At 70.2% G+C, this 18,465-nt stretch carries 18 protein-coding genes and 2 tRNA genes; 13 read left to right on the forward strand and 7 right to left on the reverse strand.

Annotated elements, in window-relative coordinates; translation table 11 throughout:
• Positions 1–1,184 precede the first annotated feature (1,184 nt).
• From LR393_RS26225 to LR393_RS26235, 3 genes are all read left to right on the forward strand, one after another.
• Positions 1,185–1,256: transfer RNA gene (locus LR393_RS26225), tRNA-Gln, on the forward strand.
• Positions 1,257–1,368: 112 nt separating this feature from the next.
• A tRNA-Glu gene (locus LR393_RS26230) sits at positions 1,369–1,441 on the forward strand.
• Between the two features lie 141 nt (positions 1,442–1,582).
• Complete coding sequence (locus tag LR393_RS26235; protein ID WP_231487386.1) at positions 1,583–2,032, forward strand: hypothetical protein; 450 nt, start codon at positions 1,583–1,585, stop codon at positions 2,030–2,032.
• Between the two features lie 84 nt (positions 2,033–2,116).
• On the opposite strand, the gene LR393_RS26240 is transcribed toward LR393_RS26235, so the two are convergent.
• A complete protein-coding gene (locus LR393_RS26240; protein WP_231487387.1) occupies positions 2,117–2,842 on the reverse strand; it encodes an IclR family transcriptional regulator in 726 nt (241 codons plus the stop codon).
• Between the two features lie 151 nt (positions 2,843–2,993).
• Here LR393_RS26240 and leuC point away from each other — a divergent pair, with 151 nt between their 5' ends.
• The 4 genes from leuC to murA all read left to right on the forward strand — a co-directional run bounded on the left by leuC (position 2,994) and on the right by murA (position 7,685).
• The gene (gene leuC / locus LR393_RS26245) at positions 2,994–4,463 is read left to right on the forward strand and encodes a 3-isopropylmalate dehydratase large subunit (RefSeq protein ID WP_231487388.1); all 1,470 of its coding nucleotides are present in this window, start codon (positions 2,994–2,996) and stop codon (positions 4,461–4,463) included.
• Between the two features lie 62 nt (positions 4,464–4,525).
• Complete coding sequence (gene leuD / locus LR393_RS26250; RefSeq protein WP_231487389.1) at positions 4,526–5,122, forward strand: 3-isopropylmalate dehydratase small subunit; 597 nt, start codon at positions 4,526–4,528, stop codon at positions 5,120–5,122.
• A 257-nt stretch (positions 5,123–5,379) separates the two neighbouring features.
• Positions 5,380–6,135 (forward strand): HU family DNA-binding protein, encoded by a 756-nt coding sequence (locus LR393_RS26255; RefSeq protein ID WP_231487390.1) that lies wholly within the window; start codon positions 5,380–5,382, stop codon positions 6,133–6,135.
• A 233-nt stretch (positions 6,136–6,368) separates the two neighbouring features.
• The gene (murA, locus tag LR393_RS26260) at positions 6,369–7,685 is read left to right on the forward strand and encodes a UDP-N-acetylglucosamine 1-carboxyvinyltransferase (RefSeq protein ID WP_231487391.1); all 1,317 of its coding nucleotides are present in this window, start codon (positions 6,369–6,371) and stop codon (positions 7,683–7,685) included.
• A gap of 77 nt (positions 7,686–7,762) precedes the next feature.
• On the opposite strand, the gene LR393_RS26265 is transcribed toward murA, so the two are convergent.
• Entirely contained in the window at positions 7,763–7,981 is a 219-nt protein-coding gene (locus tag LR393_RS26265) for a hypothetical protein (protein WP_231487392.1), read from the reverse strand.
• Positions 7,982–8,027: 46 nt separating this feature from the next.
• Positions 8,028–8,705: a 2-phospho-L-lactate guanylyltransferase gene (cofC, locus tag LR393_RS26270; protein WP_231487393.1), complete on the reverse strand. Its 678-nt coding sequence runs from the start codon at positions 8,703–8,705 to the stop codon at positions 8,028–8,030.
• 126 nt (positions 8,706–8,831) lie between these two features.
• On the opposite strand from cofC, the gene LR393_RS26275 reads away from it, so the two are divergent.
• Positions 8,832–9,605 carry a lysophospholipid acyltransferase family protein gene (locus tag LR393_RS26275; protein WP_231487394.1) on the forward strand — a complete coding sequence of 258 codons (774 nt, stop codon included), beginning with the start codon at positions 8,832–8,834 and terminating at the stop codon, positions 9,603–9,605.
• Positions 9,602–10,603 carry an NAD(P)H-dependent glycerol-3-phosphate dehydrogenase gene (locus LR393_RS26280; protein ID WP_231487395.1) on the forward strand — a complete coding sequence of 334 codons (1,002 nt, stop codon included), beginning with the start codon at positions 9,602–9,604 and terminating at the stop codon, positions 10,601–10,603. Before LR393_RS26275 ends, LR393_RS26280 begins: the two co-directional genes overlap by 4 nt.
• A gap of 3 nt (positions 10,604–10,606) precedes the next feature.
• Here the strand turns inward: LR393_RS26280 and LR393_RS26285 are convergent, their stop codons facing one another.
• Positions 10,607–11,755 (reverse strand): trans-sulfuration enzyme family protein, encoded by a 1,149-nt coding sequence (locus LR393_RS26285; protein WP_231487396.1) that lies wholly within the window; start codon positions 11,753–11,755, stop codon positions 10,607–10,609.
• A 100-nt stretch (positions 11,756–11,855) separates the two neighbouring features.
• Between LR393_RS26285 and LR393_RS26290 the strand changes: the two genes are divergently transcribed.
• Positions 11,856–13,007, forward strand: coding sequence for a D-alanine--D-alanine ligase family protein (locus LR393_RS26290; protein ID WP_231487397.1), 1,152 nt, complete (start codon positions 11,856–11,858; stop codon positions 13,005–13,007).
• Positions 13,008–13,057: 50 nt separating this feature from the next.
• Here LR393_RS26290 and LR393_RS26295 read toward each other — a convergent pair whose 3' ends face one another.
• Both LR393_RS26295 and LR393_RS26300 read right to left on the reverse strand, forming a co-directional pair.
• A complete protein-coding gene (locus tag LR393_RS26295; protein ID WP_231487398.1) occupies positions 13,058–13,624 on the reverse strand; it encodes a DUF3515 family protein in 567 nt (188 codons plus the stop codon).
• A 4-nt stretch (positions 13,625–13,628) separates the two neighbouring features.
• Positions 13,629–13,862: an Lrp/AsnC family transcriptional regulator gene (locus tag LR393_RS26300; protein ID WP_231487456.1), complete on the reverse strand. Its 234-nt coding sequence runs from the start codon at positions 13,860–13,862 to the stop codon at positions 13,629–13,631.
• Between the two features lie 148 nt (positions 13,863–14,010).
• On the opposite strand from LR393_RS26300, the gene LR393_RS26305 reads away from it, so the two are divergent.
• Together LR393_RS26305 and LR393_RS26310 are read left to right on the forward strand one after the other, a co-directional pair.
• Positions 14,011–15,030: a thiamine-phosphate kinase gene (locus LR393_RS26305; protein WP_231487399.1), complete on the forward strand. Its 1,020-nt coding sequence runs from the start codon at positions 14,011–14,013 to the stop codon at positions 15,028–15,030.
• A 167-nt stretch (positions 15,031–15,197) separates the two neighbouring features.
• Positions 15,198–15,818: a MepB family protein gene (locus LR393_RS26310; protein ID WP_231487400.1), complete on the forward strand. Its 621-nt coding sequence runs from the start codon at positions 15,198–15,200 to the stop codon at positions 15,816–15,818.
• Positions 15,819–15,968: 150 nt separating this feature from the next.
• On the opposite strand, the gene rpmB is transcribed toward LR393_RS26310, so the two are convergent.
• A complete protein-coding gene (rpmB, locus tag LR393_RS26315) occupies positions 15,969–16,154 on the reverse strand; it encodes a 50S ribosomal protein L28 (protein ID WP_231487458.1) in 186 nt (61 codons plus the stop codon).
• Positions 16,155–16,463: 309 nt separating this feature from the next.
• Here rpmB and LR393_RS26320 point away from each other — a divergent pair, with 309 nt between their 5' ends.
• Positions 16,464–18,419 carry a DAK2 domain-containing protein gene (locus LR393_RS26320; protein WP_231487401.1) on the forward strand — a complete coding sequence of 652 codons (1,956 nt, stop codon included), beginning with the start codon at positions 16,464–16,466 and terminating at the stop codon, positions 18,417–18,419.
• Positions 18,420–18,465: the final 46 nt, after the last annotated feature.

The raw sequence follows: 18,465 nt of genomic DNA on the forward strand, positions 1-18,465 counted from the left end.
ACCTGAAATGCAGTGCTTGAACTGTGAACATCCCCGTCCCCCGGTGATCACGCCCCCTGAACTGGAGCGTAGCTGAATCGCCGATACGCCAAGAGCGGAAGTCCGGACGAAATCTGTAGTCGACACCTTACCCATAGTCATTTCGCCGTCTGGAGATGTCGGACACATTCCGTCGCCCCGGCGATGCACGAAGGCCTTGGTCCGTGCGGCGCGGAGTTCCAAGGGATGACCCAAAGTAGTGGAAAGTTCTGTGGCTGGGGGTGACCTACGTCCCGTTCGGGTAGGTGTCCGCGTGCTCAGGAGTGCTTCGGCTCCTGACGGTTCGACCGCTCGCCGACCCGGAAGTGTGACGTGCGACCGATGCGTCACGGATTCATCTCGAATCCGGACGCCCGCCCGGCCTTCCGGAGGGTGATGGCGGGTTTGGCCAGTGTGGCGCTGGTCGCATTTGGGACGGTGGGGAGTGGGTTGGCGGGGTGGCCCTAGGGGCCGGGGCGGGTGCTCGTGGGCTTTTGGATGTGGCGCTGGTCGCATCACGAAGGGGGAGGCGGCAGGGGACGACGGGGAGGGGACGACGGGGATCGCAGGGTCGCGGACGAGGTGGCGGCATCGAGGTGGCGGGTACGACACGGCGACCGATCAGGGGGACGGCGGAGACAGGGGGCCGGGCGGAATGTGGCAAGCGGGGACGAGGGCAAGGCTCGTTGCGGTGGGCCGCCGGCTTCGTCACTGGCGGAGGCCGGGCTTTGGAGATGCTGACGATCTGCTCTGGTCGCCGGTCCCACCACGCTCTGGTCCGCTCCGGTCCTCGGTCCCACCGCAGGGCGCCGACCACGCGAGCCGTCAGGACGTCGTCCGCCAGGGCGCGCAGCTTCTGGTTCTCCGGCGGCGCCTGCCGGGGTGGGGCGGTGCTTCCGGAGCGTTCGACCGCTCCGGAAGGGGGCGGGTGTCACCCTGCTGGGTGCATCGCCGGGGCGATTCCGAAGGCCGGGAAATCAAGATTCGGTTTCTGGGCGCGTGTTTTCGGGAGGGGGTGAGGGTCTGGGGGTCGGGTCGCGCGCGACGTTCGGGAATCCGGATTTGGGCCATCGCCCGCGGACCGCTAATGTTCTCGGTGGGTGCTCGACCACCGGAAAGATCTGAAGCGCAAGACGATGATCTTCCCGTCGGGTGAATACCTACCATGGGGTATGGTGTAATTGGCAGCACGACTGTTTCTGGTACAGTTAGTCTAGGTTCGAGTCCTGGTACCCCAGCGCGGTGAGATCGCCGAAAAGTCGGACTAAAAACCACTTTTAGGGCTGGTCAGACCGATTCGGTGAACAGCCAAGCAGTCGGCTAGAATCGAATAGCTGACCTGGTCAGCATGGCCCCGTTGTGTAGTGGCCTAGCACGTCGCCCTCTCAAGGCGGTAGCGCGGGTTCGAATCCCGTCGGGGCTACATGAGAGATGGCCCTCGACCTCTTCTGGTCGAGGGCCAGTCTTCATGTCCGGTAATCTCTCGCCGACCTGCGAGAACCCAAGGATGCTCGGGGGTGGAGCGTCGCCGCGGCGGCGCCACCGATCGATGGAGGTAAAGCTCATGACGGCCCAGATCGGCCAAACGGTTCGGGAGCTGCTGGTGGGCGATCTGAACGCCTACTTCGAGCAGACCAAGTCCCTGGACGAGCACGGCTGGAACGCTTTCGGCGAGGTTGTCGGCGCGGCCTTCTACAACGCTGTCGAACGCAGCCTGTCCGGCCCGCAGGCCGACGTGCCGGCTTTCGTCGCGGCCGCCGCCGTGCCCTACGCCCAGACCCCCGTCGCGATCGACGAGAACGCCGCGCAGGCCCTGGTGCGCTCGGTGCTCGGCGACGACGCGTCGGTCGCCGAGGTGCTCGAGCAGCTCGACGAGCCCGACCTGGCTCGCATCGAGCTGGTGCTGCTGCGTCGCCTGATCGACGACAGCAACGGCGACATCACGGTCGACGCGCTGATCACGTCCGCGCAGGACGAGGCGGCCGAGTTCAGCGGCGAGGCCGGGGCTTCCTGACCCACGCCCCACCCGAACGCCGACGAGCCCGTCACCCCGATCCGGGGTGACGGGCTCGTTCCGTTTGCTTCAAAGGCTTTTCGGCTAGGCCTGGATCTGCCCGCGGCGCAGCACCTCGGTCAGCCGCCCGGCCGCGGCCACCACGGCGGTGGCGTGCTGCCGCCCCGGCTGACGGGTGAAACGCTCGATGGGGCCCGAGATCGAGACCGCGGCCACCACCCGGCCGGACGGGCCCCGCACCGGTGCGGAGACCGACGCGACCCCCGGCTCCCGCTCGGCGATGCTCTGGGCCCACCCGCGACGGCGCACGGCCGACAGGGTGCTGGCGGTGAACTTGGCGCCGTTCAGCCCACGGTGCAGGCGATCCGGCTCCTCCCAGGCGAGCAGTGTCTGCGCGGCCGATCCGGCGTGCATCGAGAGTGCCGATCCGACCGGGATGGAATCACGCAGACCGACCGGCCTTTCGGCGGCGGCCACACAGATGCGCTGATCCCCCTGCCGGCGGAACAGCTGGGCGCTCTCGCCGGTGTGGTCGCGCAGCGCCGAGAGAACCGGCCCGGCGGCGGCCAGCAGCCTGTCTTCCCCGGCCGCGGCGGCGAGTTCACCCAGACGTGGCCCGAGCACGAAACGCCCCTGCAGGTCACGGCCAACGAGCCGGTGATGCTCCAGTGCGACGGCCAGGCGGTGCGCGGTCGGCCGGGCGAGCCCGGTCGCGGTCACCAGCTGGGCCAGTGTCGCCGGCCCCGCCTCCAGGGCGTCGAGCAGCACGGCTGCCTTGTCCAGGACGCCGACTCCGCTACTCTTGTCCATGGAGCGATACTGGCGTCTCACGAAGCGAGACGCAAGTCCGGTGTCCGCGCGGGGGCCGCGGAGACCGGGAATCGCTGGGAACCGCCGGGTGCCGACAACGGTGCCCGTGAAACAGCCGAACGGGTTCTGTCCCGGATGGAGGATGATCAGCGTGGGCCGCACTCTGGCGGAGAAGGTCTGGGAAGCGCACGTGGTGCGCGCCGGCGAGAACGGCGAACCCGACCTGCTCTACATCGATCTCCACCTGCTGCACGAGGTCACCAGCCCGCAGGCGTTCGACGGTCTGCGTCTGGCGGGCCGGCCGATCCGCCGCCTCGATCTCACCATCGCCACCGAGGATCACAACACCCCGACCCTCAACATCGACCAGCCGATCGCCGACCCGGTCAGCCGCACCCAGATCGAGACGCTGCGCAAGAACTGCGCCGAGTTCGGTGTCCGGCTGCACCCGCTGGGGGATATCGACCAGGGCATCGTGCACGTGGTCGGCCCGCAGCTGGGGCTCACCCAGCCGGGTATGACCGTGGTCTGCGGAGATTCGCACACCTCCACCCACGGCGCCTTCGGGGCTCTGGCTTTCGGTATCGGCACCAGCGAGGTGGAGCACGTCATGGCCACCCAGACGCTGCCGCTGAAGCCGTTCAGGACGATGGCGATCAACGTGGACGGCGATCTGCCGTCCGGAACCAGTGCCAAGGACATCATTCTCGCGGTGATCGCGAAGATCGGTACCGGCGGTGGCCAGGGCTACGTGCTGGAGTACCGGGGTTCGGCCATCCGGGCGCTGTCGATGGAAGCCCGGATGACGATCTGCAACATGTCGATCGAGGCGGGCGCCCGGGCGGGCATGATCGCCCCCGACGACATCACGTTCGACTATGTGAAGGGCCGCCGGCACGCGGCCGAGGGCGAGGACTGGGACGCCGCGGTCGAGTACTGGCGCACCCTGCGCACCGACGACGACGCCACCTTCGACACCGAGGTTCACCTCTCCGCCCCCGACCTGGAACCGTTCGTCACCTGGGGTACGAATCCCGGTCAGGGCTCTCCGCTCTCGGCCTCGGTCCCGGACCCGGCGGCCATCGCCGACCCGGACGCCCGCCAGGCCGCCGAGCGCGCGCTCACCTACATGGACCTCACCGCGGGCACCCCGCTGCGTGAGATCGCGGTCGACACGGTGTTCATCGGCTCCTGCACCAACGGCCGCATCGAGGACCTGCGCACCGCCGCCGCGGTCGTGAACGGTCGGCAGAAGGCGGACTCGGTGCGGGTTCTGGTCGTGCCCGGTTCGGCGCGGGTGCGGTTGCAGGCCGAGTCCGAGGGGCTGGACCAGGTGTTCACGGCGTTCGGCGCGGAATGGCGTCAGGCCGGCTGCTCGATGTGCCTGGGCATGAATCCCGACCAGCTGGCGCCCGGTGAGCGCAGCGCCTCCACCTCCAACCGGAACTTCGAGGGACGGCAGGGAAAGGGCGGCCGCACGCACCTGGTCTCGCCGGCCGTGGCCGCGGCCACCGCGGTGCGCGGAACCCTCTCCTCACCGTCCGACCTGGAGCCCGCCACCGGCCCGGGCGGACCCGGCCTCGAGGTCTCGTCGCAGCAGGGCGCTTCCACCGGCCGCTGAAAGTAGTTTCGGCGGTTCACGCGGTCCACTCAAGACTTCACATCGAAGGAACAGCGAAAACCATGGAGAAATTCAGCACCCACACCGGGGTCGGCGTCCCGCTGCGCCGCTCGAACGTCGACACCGACCAGATCATCCCGGCGGTGTACCTCAAGCGGGTGACGCGCACGGGTTTCGAGGACGGGCTGTTCGCCGCCTGGCGCCAGGACCCCGCGTTCGTCCTGAACCAGGAGGCCTACAAGGCCGGTTCGGTGCTCGTCGCGGGCCCCGACTTCGGCACCGGATCCTCCCGGGAACACGCCGTCTGGGCTCTCAACGACTACGGCTTCCGGGTAGTTCTCTCCTCCCGCTTCGCCGACATCTTCCGGGGGAACTCGGGAAAGGCGGGACTGCTCGCGGGGATCGTCGAGCAGGCCGACATCGAGAAGCTCTGGACGGCGCTGGAAAGCCGCCCGGGCACTGAGGTGACGGTCGATCTGACCGCCCGCACCGCCGTCTGCGGTGACCTGACGGTGGGGTTCGAGGTCGACGACTACACCCGCTGGCGGCTCCTGGAGGGGCTCGACGACATCGGGCTGACCCTCCGGCACGTCGATGCGGTGACTGCTTTCGAGTCGAATCGGCCACACTTTCTGCCGACCACTCTTCCGGCCCGCTGAGCCCCCTCCGGCAGTCAAGCGGAATCACAATTCATTACTGGAAAACCTTCTGAGGTAATGAATTTCGTTAAACTCGGCGGTTCTTGCACGGTTCCGGAAGGGGCCGTACGGGGGCCGCCGAGGGCCGTTTGCGGGCCGGTTTTGCCTTGAGACACAACGACAAAACCTCACTCTGTATTGGATTTATAGGCCGGAGTGCGTTTACCTTCATCTTCCATCGGGCTGTCCGCTCGATCCCAAGTACCGGAGGATTGAAAGTGAACAAGGCAGATATCGTTGAGATTCTCCAGGAGCGCCTCGGTGGCCGTCAGTCCGCCGCCGACGCCCTGGACGCCGTGATCGACACCATCACCCGCGCCGTCGTCCGTGGCGAGAAGGTGACCATCAGCGGTTTCGGCTCCTTCGAGAAGGCCGTCCGCAACGCTCGTACCGGCCGTAACCCGCGTACCGGCGAGAAGGTCCGCATCAAGAAGACCTCGGTCCCGCGTTTCCGCGCCGGCACCTCGTTCAAGGCGTACGTCGCCGAGCCGCGCACCCTGCCGAAGCCGGTTGCCGGTTCGACCCGCGCCGCCACCACGCGTGGCGTGGCCGCTGCCGCCAAGGCCGCCACCCCCACCCGCGCCACGAAGACCACGGCCGCGAAGAAGACCACGGCCACCAAGGCTGCTCCGGCGAAGACCACGGCCGCGAAGACCACCGCCGCCAAGACGACGGCCGCGAAGACCACGGCCGCCAAGAAGACCACGGCCACCAAGGCCGCTCCGGCGAAGACCACCGTGGCCGCGAAGAAGACCGCGACCAAGGCTCCCGTCGCCAAGAAGGCCCCGGCCACGAAGGCTGCCCCGGCCAAGACCACGGCGGCGAAGACCACCGCGGCCAAGACCACCACGGCCCGCAAGACCGCCGCGAAGAAGACCGCCACCACGGCTTCCCGCAGCACCGCGGCCGCCAAGACCCCGGCCCCGACCGCCGCGAAGCGCACCACCACGCGTCGTCGCAGCACCACCGCCTGAGCTCGCTCGCGCGGTACCCGCACCGAACAGCACCACAGCAGCACCACCCCTCCACACGTGGCGGGTGCTCCGGCTGAACGCCGGGACGCCCGCCACGTGGCTGTTTTGACGGCTGGGACGACTCGGTGGGTCTCCGGACTTCAGTCCCGGCCGGCCTGGGCCGACGCTACGCACATGAGGTCTTGTCGGGGCTGGAATTGGTACCTGGCCCGACGTGGTCCACGATGTCCTTCATGAACGACGTACTCACCGTGCACGGCGGCACCCCGCTGGTCGGCAGCATCCAGGTCAGGGGCGCCAAGAACCTGGTTTCCAAGGCCATGGTGGCCGCACTCCTCGGTGACGAGCCGAGCGTGCTGCGTAACGTTCCGCAGATCCGCGACGTCGGGGTCGTCAGCGGGCTTCTGGAACTCCACGGAGTTCATGTCGAGGAGATTCCCGGCCCCGAGGGCGAACTCCGTCTCGACCCGAGCAATGTCATTCAGGCGCACGTCGCCGACATCGACGCGCACGCGGGTTCCAGCCGTATCCCCATTCTTTTCTGCGGTCCTCTGCTTCACCGGCTGGGAGAGGCATTCATTCCCGATCTCGGTGGGTGCCGGATCGGTGACCGTCCGATCAATTACCACATGGATGTGCTGCGGCAATTCGGTGCGGTGGTCGAGAAGGAGCCGAACGGAATCGCCATCCGCGCCCCGCGGCGGCTCCAGGGCACGAAACTCAAGCTGGAGTACCCGAGCGTCGGCACCACCGAGCAGGTGCTGCTGACGAGCGTGCTCGCCGAGGGCGTCACCGAGCTCACCAACGCGGCCATCGAGCCCGAGATCATGGACCTGATCGCGGTGCTGCAGAAGATGGGCGCCATCATCAGCGTCGACACCGACCGGGCGATCCGGATCGAAGGCGTCGACCGGCTCGGCGGTTTCACCCACCGGGCGATGCCCGACCGGATCGAGGCCGCGTCCTGGGCCAGCGCCGCGCTGGCGACCAAGGGCGACATCACCGTGCTGGGCGCCCGCCAGCAGGAGATGATGACGTTCCTGAACGTGTTCCGGAAGGTCGGTGGCCTGCTCGACATCGGCGACGACGGCATCCGGTTCAGCCACCCCGGCGGTGAGCTGAACTCGCTGGTGCTCGAGACCGACGTGCACCCGGGCTTCGCGACCGACTGGCAGCAGCCCCTGGTCGTGGCCCTGACCCAGGCCAGCGGCCTGAGCATCGTGCACGAGACGGTCTACGAGAACCGGCTGGGCTTCACCCACGCGCTCAGCCAGATGGGCGCCCAGATCCAGCTCTACCGGGAGTGCCTGGGTGGCCGGCCGTGCCGCTTCGGCCGCCGGAACTTCATGCACTCAGCGGTCATCTCGGGTCCGGCCAAGCTGCACGGCGCCGACATCACGGTCCCTGACCTGCGCGGCGGGTTCAGCCACCTGATCGCGGCCCTGGCCGCCGAGGGCACCTCGCGGGTCCGCGGGATCGGCCTGATCGACCGTGGTTACGAGCACTTCGAGCAGAAGCTGCAGATGCTCGGCGCGAACTACGAGCGCTAATATCTCCAGATCCGAACGTCCCCGCCGGGCCGGTCGGCCCGGCGGGGATGTTTTGTTCACGGGCTTGAGGACGCGGCTCAGCTCGCGTCCGGGTGGTCGGCCGAACCGATCGTGCCCAGCCTCAGGCTGACGATCTCGTCGCCCTCGCGGACGGCGGAAAGCCGCTGACCAGGGCGCAGATGCCGCAGCCCGCTGGGCTCCAGCGCCCGGGCGGTGAAGGGCAGCACGTCGCCGGAGTCAGTGAGGACGGATCCGGAGCCGGTCTCGGCGTCGTAGCGGTACACGGTGGCCTGCACCGGATCAGCGTAGTCAATGCGGGACGAGCAAAGAGTTCGCCGAGTTTCAGTTCGGGTCGAGCGCTGCCCTCGTCCGCCGGCCGAGGCCGAGCTGCCGGGCCACCGCCAGGTCGGCCTGGGTGTCCACGTCGCGACGCAGGGCCGGGAGGTCCAGATCCAGCCGCCGGGCGCCGGACTCGGCGTGCCGGCGGGCCGACTCCGGACCGAACGAGGGACGCAGCGCCGAGGGGTCGGTGGCGGCCAGGAGGACCGTGCCGATGTCGTCCGCGTCCGGGACGAAGACCATGCCGGAACGATCGCTTGTCGTTGCCAGCGCCTCCCAGGCCCCCTGGAGCGCCTGGTCGAGGTCCGCTGGCTTCAGGGCCGGGAGGTCGCCCAGCAGGACCGCACAGGGCCCCTGGAGCCCGTCCAGGCCGTCGGTGATGGCCGCGAGCAGCCCCGCCCCGGGCCGGGACTCGTTCCGCACGGTCGCGCCGGCGGCCGAGGCAGACTGTGCCAGAGAGGAATCCGCGGTGACCACGACGACCTGCGCGACCCGCTGCGCGGCCAGTACCGCGTCCAGGCAGTCCAGGGCGATCGCGCCGGCCAGACCGGGGGGCGCGGCCAGCCGCGACTTGGCGTTCGGGCCGCCCTTGAACGGCAGCACCAGGGTCCAGGCCCGCCCGGGCCGCCCCGAAACCCCGGTGACCTCAGGACGGGTGGTGCGGGCGTCGTCCTCAATCATGATGTCCGCGCTCCCCGGCGGTCGGCGGGAGGGCGTGGGGACGGCAAGATGGTCTGATGGCGTCGCGTCGATGCATGCGCTGATGTCCCGGATGCAGAGGTCTCGGAATCGGAAGGTGGCACTCTGGTGAGTCGGCGGAGGATCGGCGGCTGGTACCGGCTGGCCGTGATCGTGCTGAAACCGGCCCTCCTGCTGACGACGAAGAGGAACTGGCAGGGGGCCGGGAATCTTCCGGTCACCGGCGGGGTGATCACGGTGACCAACCACATCTCCTACGTCGATCCGTTCACCTTCGGGCACTTCGTCTACGAGCGCGGCCGGCTGCCGCGCTTCCTGGCGAAGGAGAGCGTGTTCCGGCTGCCGCTGCTCGGGCGGCTCGTGCGCGGCGCCGGGCAGATCCCGGTCTACCGCGAGACGAACGACGCCGGCGCAGCCTACTCGGCGGCGGTGGTCGCGGTCCGGGCCGGCGAGTGCGTCTCGTTCTACCCGGAGGGCACGCTGACGCGGGACCCGGGCCAGTGGCCGATGCGCGGCCGGACCGGCGCGGTCCGGGTGGCCCTGGAGACGGGCGCGCCCCTGGTCCCGATCGCGCAATGGGGTGCCCAGGAGATCCTCCCGGCCTACTCCAAGCGCTTTCACCTGGTGCCCCGGCACACCGTGTGGGTGAGTGCCGGGCCTCCCGTGGACCTCAGCCGGTTCGCCGGGCAGCCGGTCACCGTGGCCGTGCTGGACGAGGCGACCGGGCAGATGATGAACGAGCTGACGGCGCTGCTGGAGGAGATCCGGGGCGAGACGGCGCCCCCACAGCGGTACGACCCGCGTGCCGGCGGGACCACCTGGTACGGCAATCCCAACCCGAAACAACCGAAACAGCAGAAGCGGAAGAGGTCAGGACGATGAGTCGCGTCGCGGTGATGGGCACCGGATCCTGGGGGACCACGTTCGCCGTGGTGCTCGCGGATGCCGGCTCCAAGGTGACGATGTGGGGCCGCCGCCCACAGGTGTGCGAGGCGATCGCCGGACGGCACGAGAACCCCGACTACCTGCCGGGGCTGGAGTTGCCGCACACGGTCACGGCCGACCCCGACCCGGCGGTCGCGCTGGACGGTGCCGACATCGTGGTGCTGGCGGTGCCGGCGCAGACCCTGCGCACCAACCTGGCCGTCTGGAAGCCCCTGATCGGGCCCTCGGCCGTCACGGTCAGCCTGATGAAGGGCGTCGAAAAAGGCACCCTGAAGCGGATGAGCGAGGTCATCGGCGAGGTCCTGGAGATCGGCCCGGAACGAAATGCCGTGGTGTCCGGCCCGAACCTGGCCGCCGAGATCGCCGCCCGCCAGCCCACCGCCACCGTGGTCGCCTGCACCGACCACGACACCGCCGAGCAGGTCGCGGCGGCCTGCTCCGCCCCCTACTTCCGGCCTTACACCAACCACGACGTGATCGGCGTGGAACTGTCCGGCGCCGTGAAGAACGTGATCGCGCTGGCCGTGGGCATGGTCGAGGGCATGGGCCTGGGCGACAACTCGAAGGCCTCGATCATCACCCGGGGCCTGGCCGAGATCACCCGCCTGGGGGTCGCTCTCGGTGCCGAGCCGGCCACGTTCGCGGGTCTGGCCGGGATGGGCGACCTGGTCGCGACCTGCGCCTCGCCGCTGTCCCGCAACCGCACCTTCGGCGTGCACCTGGGGCAGGGCATGACCGTCGACGAGGTCGTGGCCATCACCAACCGCACCGCCGAGGGGGTGAAGAGCACCGGCGCGATCCTGGGTCTGGCCCGCGAACACGGTGTCGACATGCCGATCGCCGAGGCGGTGACCGGTGTGGTGAACGGCGAGGTCCCGCTGTCCGAGCTGGCCGGGAGCCTGCTCTCCCGGGCCCGGAAGTCGGAACTGGCCTAAGGGCTAGACCGCGGCGTCGAGGGCCTGTGACAGGTCGGCCCAGAGGTCCTCGACGTCCTCGATCCCCGCCGACAGGCGGATCAGCGATTCGGGCACCAGCTTTGATTCGCCCCCGTGCCGGCGCCGGCGCTCCAGGCTGGACTCCACCCCGCCGAGGCTGGTCGTGTGGATCCACAGTCGCGTGGCGGCACAGACCTTCTCGGCCTGCTCCGCGGAGCCGTTCAGCTCGATCGAGAGCATCGCCCCGAAACCCCGCATCTGGGTGCGCGCCAGCTCGTGCCCCGGGTGGCCGGGCCGGCCTGGGTACCGCACCGTCGCGACGGCCGGGTGATCGCCCAGCCGGCGGGCCAGTTCGGCGGCGTTCGCGCTCGCCCGCTCCACCCGCAGGGCCAGGGTGCGCAGGCCGCGCAGGGCCAGCCACGCCTCCATCGGGCCGGGGACGGCTCCGTTGATCGTGCGGTGGCCGTGCAGCCGCTGCTCGAGCTCGGGTGACTCCTGCGCCGTGACAACGATTCCCAGGAGCACATCGCTGTGCCCGCTGAGGTACTTCGTGGCGGAGTGCACCACCATGTGTGCACCGAGTGACAGCGGTTGCTGCAGGAGGGGCGTGGCGAACGTGTTGTCCACCGCCGTCAGGACGTTGCGGGCGCGGGCGGCGGCGATGATCGTGGCCAGGTCGGCGACGTCCATCAGGGGGTTCGTCGGGCTCTCCAGGATCACCAGGTCGGCCCCGTCCAGGGCGCTCACCACGACATCGGTGTCAGCCATCGGTACCGGGCGCACGGTGAGCCGGCCGGCGGCGGCGAGTTCACCGGCGAGCTGGGCGGTTCCGGAATAGGGCGCGTCGGGTACCACCACCGTGCCGCCGAGGGGCACCAGGTTGAGCACCGCCGAGACGGCCGCCATGCCGGAGCCGAAAGCCAGTGCCGGGCCGCCCTCCAGCGCCCCGACCGCGTCCTCCAGGGCGGTCCAGGTCGGGTTGCCCCACCGCCCGTACCCCAGATCACCCGGCTGAGGCGAGAAGTCGGAGGCGGTGTAGGTGGACGTGAGCACCACCGGCACGTTCATCGGCTGGTTCGGCGTGCCCGCGGGCCGGCCGGCCGTGACCACGACGGTGGCGGAAGCCAGCTTGGCCTGGGAGGAGTCACTCATGCGCACAGAGTAGAAGGTGGCTGGTGTCACCCGTGCAGGCCCCACGGTGCGGGGGTGCGCCCGGGATACGCACCGCCAATCCCCGGTACTCTCCCCGGTCATGGACGCTATCCAGCCCGTGAGTTCCACGGATCCGGGAACCACGGCCCCCCGCAAGCCCCGGGTGGCCGTGCTCTTCGGCGGGCGCTCGAGCGAGCACGCGGTCAGTTGTGCCACCGCCTCGTCGGTGCTGCGCGCGATCGATCACGACGCGTACGACGTGATCCCGATCGGTGTGACCAGCACCGGCCGCTGGGTGCTCGCGGCCGACGACCCCGACCGCTGGGCGATCTCGGCCGGGGTGCTGCCCCAGGTGAAGGACGGCGACGGCCCGGGCGTCATCGCCCCGCTGCAGACCACCGACAGCAACCTCCAGGTGCTCGAGCCCGGCCAGGTGCCCCGCGAGCTCGGCCAGGTCGATGTCGTGTTTCCGCTGCTGCACGGTCCGTTCGGTGAGGACGGCACGTTGCAGGGCCTGCTCGAGCTGACCGACATCCGCTACGTCGGGGCCGGGGTGCTGGCCTCCGCGGCCAGCATGGACAAGGCCGTGATGAAGGTCATGCTGAAGGGCGCGGGCCTGCCGATCGGCGAGTACGTCGTGGTGCGGCCGGGCGCCTGGGATCGCGACCCGGACGCCGTGCGCGACGACGTCGAGGAGCTCGGCTGGCCGGTGTTCGTGAAGCCGGCCCGGGCCGGTTCCAGCGTCGGCATCAGCAAGGTGGACGGTCCCGAAGGGCTCGACGCCGCGATCGTCGAGGCGCTGAAGCACGACCGCAAGCTGGTGATCGAGGCGGCCGTGGTCGGGCGCGAGATCGAGTGCGCGGTGCTCCAGGCGGCCGACGGCAGCGTCGCGACCAGCCTGCCCGGAGAGATCGAGTTCGTCGGCGAGCACACCTTCTACGACTTCGAGGCCAAGTACCTCGACAACGCCACGAAGCTGAGCTGCCCGGCCGACCTCCCGCAGGACGTGCTCGCCCGGGTGCGTGACCTGTCGGTGCGCACGTTCGAGGCGATGAACTGCGAGGGCCTGGCCCGGGTCGACTTCTTCGTGCAGGCCGACGGCAGCGTGGTGGTCAACGAGATCAACACGATGCCCGGCTTCACCAGCTCGTCGATGTACCCGCGGATGTGGGCGGCGACCGGCCTGGAGTACCCGGAGCTGATCGACCGGCTGATCCGCACGGCCCTGGCCCGCCCGACCGGCCTGCGCTGAAACGCTCGATGCCGGGTCCCTCCACGAGGGGCCCGGCATCTGTGTTCTGCTCAGCCCGGGCTGGTGCTCGGGGCTGAGTCCGCCAGGTCGGAACACTGGCGCTCGGTCGTCCTCAGCGGCTTCACGGCCTTCTCGAGATCCACGAGGGCGCTGGTGGCCGAGCTGCGTTCTACGGAGGCCGGGACCCACACCTGCACGGCCGGATCGCGGCCGTAGGTGAGGAACGTGTAGCCGGCGGAACTCTCGCTGAACACCCAGTTCACATCGTTGATGTCGATGCATTCGTCGGTGGAGGGGCCGGTCGGTGTGGCCCCGCAGGTCAGCGAGATCGCGGGATTGCCCCAGGTGGCGATGCCGGTGGGCTCCTGGGCAGAGTTACGGGCCAGGGAGAGCACTGTCCCCGGCAGGCGGTCCATCAGTTCGGTGCAGGCCGCGACGGCGGCGTCCGGACCCGGTGTCAGCGCGGGAACGTCGGCGTTCCCCGATGACGACCCGGAACCACAGGCAGTCATTGCCATCAGTGTCGCGGTCGCCCCGAGAGCCACCGGAACAGCGATCAGGGCCCGGCGCCGAGGCCGGACCCTGTTCTGGCCGATGTCACGCAGGACCTGGCGCATCAGCTCACATCTTCACAACAGTGCAGGTGAGCGTGCGGGTGATTCCCTTCACGTCCTGAATCTTCGCGATCACGCCGGAGCCGAGCTCGTCGACGGAGGGGGCCTCGATCCGGGCGATCACGTCATAGGGGCCCGTGACGTCCTCGGCCAAGGTCACGCCCGGGATCTGAGCGATCTCGGTGACGATCGACGTCGAGCGCCCGACCTCGGTCTGGATCAAGATGTAAGCCTGCACCACCACGTGTTTCTCCTGTCCGAACTGCCTGAGGGTCTGCAGAGGCTCCACGGTGCGGGCCGGTCTCAGACATTGGGCGGTCACGCTACCGTGTCGATCCGCAGCCGCAGCAGAGGGTTGACCACATCGAGGCCGAAGGTTGGGGATCAGTTTGGGTACGGCCCGGGACGAACCAGACCGGAACGACCCTTCCATCGGTACTCTGGGTGAGGATTCCCTGGTTGCCGGTGTACTCGATCGTTATCCCTCAGCGCCCTGGCTGACCGTGGGCCCGGGGGACGACGCAGCAGTTCTCGACCTGACCGGTCCGCTCGCCGGGCCGGTCGTGGCGTGCACCGACACCCTGGTCGAGGGCCAGGACTTCCGCCGCGACTGGTCGACAGCCCGTGACATCGGGATCAAGGTCGCGGCACAGAATTTCGCCGACGTCGCCGCGATGGGTGGCAGGCCTCACACACTTCTCGTGAGTCTGACCACTCCCGCAGATGTCCCGGCGTCGTGGGCCAACGAGATGGCGGACGGTCTGGTCGCCGAGTGCGCCCGCGCCGGTGCGGTGGTGGCCGGGGGAGATGTCTCGGCCGGGTCCGAGATCGTGGTGACCGGTACCGCACTCGGCACTCTGGCGGGTCCGCGGGCGGTGCTGCGGTCACAGGCCCGGGCCGGCGACGTGGTGGCCGTCACCGAGGGTAGTGGGCGTTCGGCGGCGGGCTGGGCCCTGTTGCGGGCCTTCGGTGGTGTCGCGGTCGGCGACCTGGAGCCGGCGCTGTCGGCCCTGGTGCGTGAGCATCGCGCCCCGGTGCCGCCCTACGAGGCCGGTGTGGAGGCTGCGCTGGCCGGGGCGAACGCGATGATCGACACCAGCGACGGGCTGGTGCGCGACGCGGCCCGGATCGCCCACGCGTCCGGTGTCGTGCTCGATCTCGACCCCACCGCCCTGGCGCCCACCCCCGATCTGCTGAGCGCCGCGTCGGCGCTGGGGATTTCCGCGCAGGAGGCACAGGACTGGGTGCTCACCGGCGGTGAGGATCACGCCCTGCTGGCCTGCTTCCCGCCCTCGGCCCCGGTGCCGCCCTCCTTCCGGGCCATCGGTGTGGTGCGTGACGGCGAGCCGGGTGTGTGGGTGGACGGCAGGCCCTTCAGTGGCGAGGGCGGCTGGCGGCACTGGAGCTGAGTTCTTCTCCGACGACGGTGGCCGGACCGGATCCCGGTCCCGCCCCTCGTGCGATGTGTACACATGGCACACCTGGTACCAGGCGTACAGGTTCCGAGCGCTCCCGTGCTCCGGCCCGGTCGCGGTCGGGCCGGGAATTTCAGATCTTCGAGGACGGAACCCCAGCCATGAGCGCGCAGGATCAGACCGAGCACGACACCGAACCGGCGCAGGCCGTCAGGCCGGGCGCCGTATCCGCGGAGTGGTCCGCGCCGACGCCGCCGGATCTGATAGCGCTGAAGGAGCAGGTCTTCGACCCGCTGGGCATCGTCTGCACCGGCCTCACACCCGAGGCTGCCGCCGAGAGCGCTGAGTACGCCGCGCACAAGGTCCGCCTCGACGGGGCCCCGGTGCGACTGCGGTCGGCCCGTAAGACCCCGGAGAAGAACGGCCTGTTCGTCACCCTCTGGCTGCGCCGTCCGACCGGGACGATCCGGCCGTTCGCGGTCGGGGACAAGGTGCGCCTCTTCGTCGTCACCGCCCGCGAGGACGATCACTTCGGGCACTTCGTCTTCCCGGCGCAGACCCTGGCCCGCCAGCGGATCCTCTCTTCCCCGGAGGCGGAGGGGAAGCGGGCGTTCCGGGTCTATCCGCCGTGGTCGGCGCCGCACAATGCGCAGGCCGCCCGCACCCGCAGCTGGCAGCGGGAGTTCTTCCTGCCCCTGGACTCGGCCACCGGGGTGGACCTGGACCGGGCCCGGCAGCTCTACGCCCCCGCCGGCCCGCCAGCAACCCCCAACCTTCCGTGATCATGCAAAACCTCCCCGGCGTTCTAGAACTCACACGGCAAGAGTTCTAGAAGTCCGGGGAGGTTTTGCATGATCACGGGGAATGGTGGGGGCACAAACGAGAACCGCCGGGCTCCCCAGAGGGTGCCCGGCGGTTCCTGGAGCTGGGTATCAGCGGCTGACCTTGCCGGCCTTCAGGCAGGAGGTGCAGACGTTGACGCGCTGCGGCGTGCCACCGATGGTGGTGCGGACGCGCTGGATGTTCGGGTTCCAGCGACGCTTCGTCCGGCGGTGCGAGTGAGAGACGCTGAAGCCGAAGCCCGGCCCCTTCTTGCAAACGTCGCAGTTGGCGGCCACGTTCATCTCCTGAGGTATCGAACTGATGCTTGGTGCGGGCGGTCATGTCGCTATTGCCCGGCGGCACTTGGGCCGCCGCGGGCAGGGCAGACCTACCACGCTCCCGAGCAGAGTAGCCGAAGCGCAGGCCCGGGCCCAAACCGGCGTCAGCGACGGCACCGGGGCCGAGATCGGCCTCCAGGTGACAGGTCCGGGCAATCGGTGTCCAATTCCGATGAACGGTGCATGAATGGCAGGTGAGCCCGGCGGGCGGATACATTCCGGCTGAAGCGGAATCTCGATCGGTGCCGACCAGTGGGAGGAGTGCGGGTGCTGGACGTTCTCGACCCTCCGGCCGCGCGCCGCTGGGCGCTCACTGCGCTGGGTGCGCTCGCCGACGCGCGTGAGGAGATCGACGCCCTCAACGTCTTCCCGGTGCCGGACGGCGACACCGGCACCAACATGTACCTGACCCTCGAGGCCGCCGTCGCCGCCGTGCAGGCGCTGCCGCCGCACGCCTCGGTCGCCACCGTGGCCGACGCCTTCGCCCGCGGCGCGCTGCTGGGGGCCCGGGGCAACTCCGGCGTGATCGGTGCGCAGCTGCTGCGGGGCTGGGCCCAGGTCCTGGCCGAGCACAGCGAGCTCACCGCGCAGACCGCCGTCGAGTGCTTCCGCCGGGCCGACGAGCAGGCCTGGAAGGCCGTGCACCATCCGCTCGAGGGCACGATCCTCTCGGTCAGCCGGGCCGCCGCCGAGGCCGCGCGCATCGCGGCCGGGTCCGACCTCGGTGCCGACCTGGAGACCGTGGTGAGTGCCGCCGCCGAGGCCGCCCAGCTGGCCCTGGCCCGCACCCCCGGGCAGCTGCCCGCACTGGCTGCCGCCGGGGTGGTCGACGCCGGGGGCCGCGGCCTGGTCGTCCTGCTCGACGCCCTGGCCGAAGTCGTGATGGCCGACCACACCCACCGTCAGAAGCACCGTCAGTACCGCCGCCGGCGTCGTCCGGCCAACCTGCCCGCTCTCGACTTCAGCACCTGTCACGGGCGGACGCCGGTCGCCCCGGCGACCCCGGCGATCGGAATCCCGGCCCGGGTCGGCCCCGGGGCGGTCGCCCACGAGCACGGCCGCGCCCGGGGTCACGGTCCCTCCGGCGACGGCACCCGGCGGCTGGTCGACATCCGGAACGTGCACGACCACGAGCCCGAGTGGGGTGACGGGGCCGAACTGCACGAGCTGCACGAGGTGGTCCGGCAGGGGATCGGCCCGCGGGGGACGGTCCGGTGCGCGACGGTTCCGGACGCCGCGAGCGAGTGGGGCACCGACGTCCCGGGGCCGGGCCGTAGGGCGGGCGGTGAGCTGTACGAGGTGATGTTCCTGCTCGACACCGATCCCGAGCACGGTGACGAGCGGGTGGACGACCTGCGCGGCGACCTGGGCCGGCTCGGTGACTCCCTGGTGATCGTGGGAGGCCCGGACCTCTGGCAGGTGCACGTGCACACAGCGGACGCGGGCGCGGCGGTGGAACGCGCGATCGTCGCCGGGCACCCGCACCAGATCCGGATCAGTCATCTCGGGGCGCCGGGGCGGGCGGAACAGCCTGCCCCACCTGGTCCGGAACGGCGTTCCCGCACCACCGGCCTGGTCGCCTGCGCCGCCGGTCCGGGCCTGGCCGAGCTCTTCGCGAGCACCGGGGCGGTCGTGGTGGCGGGCGGGCCGGGGCGGCGTCCGTCGACGGCCGCGATCCTGGCCGCCATTCACCGCACGCACAGCACCGAGGTGGCCGTGCTGCCCAACGACGCGGACACCCTCAGCGTCGCCCGCATCGCCGCGGCCTCGGCCCGGGCCGAGGGCGTGCGGGTGACGGTCGTGCCGACCCGGGCCCAGGTGCAGGGGCTGGCCGCGGCCGCCGTGCACGACGGGCACCGGCGGTTCGACGACGACGTGGTGGCGATGTCCGCGTCGGCCGGCGGGGCCCGCGACGGTGCGGTGACCGTGGCCGTGCGGAATGGACTCACCAGCGCGGGGGAGTGCAGGATCGGGGACGCGCTCGGGGTGGTCGACGGGGACTTCTCGGTGGTCGGCGCGGACCTTCCCACGGTCGCGACCGAGGTCCTGGACCGGCTGCTGGCCTCCGGCGGGGAACTGGTCACCATCGTTGTCGGTGCCGGAGGGCATGATGCCCTTGCCCGCTCGGTGGCGGCGCACGCCCGCGGTCTCGGCCGGGGCCTGGAGGTGAACGTCGTCAACGGCGGTCAGCCCAGGTACCCGCTCCTGATCGGGGTGGAGTAGACACAGCTTCGGACAGGGGTGAGCGCTCGGTGGCGACAGCGGGGCC

The organism is Kineosporia mesophila (assembly GCF_021129235.1).
Taxonomy (GTDB): domain Bacteria; phylum Actinomycetota; class Actinomycetes; order Actinomycetales; family Kineosporiaceae; genus Kineosporia; species Kineosporia mesophila.

Excerpts from the sequence above, each read along its gene's own strand:
- LR393_RS26235 (WP_231487386.1), top strand. The coding sequence starts at position 1,583 with ATGACGGCCCAGATCGGCCAAACGGTTCGGGAGCTGCTGGTGGGCGAT.
- murA (WP_231487391.1), top strand. The coding sequence starts at position 6,369 with ATGAACGACGTACTCACCGTGCACGGCGGCACCCCGCTGGTCGGCAGC.
- LR393_RS26295 (WP_231487398.1), bottom strand. The coding sequence starts at position 13,624 with ATGCGCCAGGTCCTGCGTGACATCGGCCAGAACAGGGTCCGGCCTCGG.
- leuD (WP_231487389.1), top strand. The coding sequence starts at position 4,526 with ATGGAGAAATTCAGCACCCACACCGGGGTCGGCGTCCCGCTGCGCCGC.
- LR393_RS26280 (WP_231487395.1), top strand. The coding sequence starts at position 9,602 with ATGAGTCGCGTCGCGGTGATGGGCACCGGATCCTGGGGGACCACGTTC.
- cofC (WP_231487393.1), bottom strand. The coding sequence starts at position 8,705 with ATGATTGAGGACGACGCCCGCACCACCCGTCCTGAGGTCACCGGGGTT.
- LR393_RS26290 (WP_231487397.1), top strand. The coding sequence starts at position 11,856 with ATGGACGCTATCCAGCCCGTGAGTTCCACGGATCCGGGAACCACGGCC.
- LR393_RS26285 (WP_231487396.1), bottom strand. The coding sequence starts at position 11,755 with ATGAGTGACTCCTCCCAGGCCAAGCTGGCTTCCGCCACCGTCGTGGTC.
- LR393_RS26240 (WP_231487387.1), bottom strand. The coding sequence starts at position 2,842 with ATGGACAAGAGTAGCGGAGTCGGCGTCCTGGACAAGGCAGCCGTGCTG.
- LR393_RS26310 (WP_231487400.1), top strand. The coding sequence starts at position 15,198 with ATGAGCGCGCAGGATCAGACCGAGCACGACACCGAACCGGCGCAGGCC.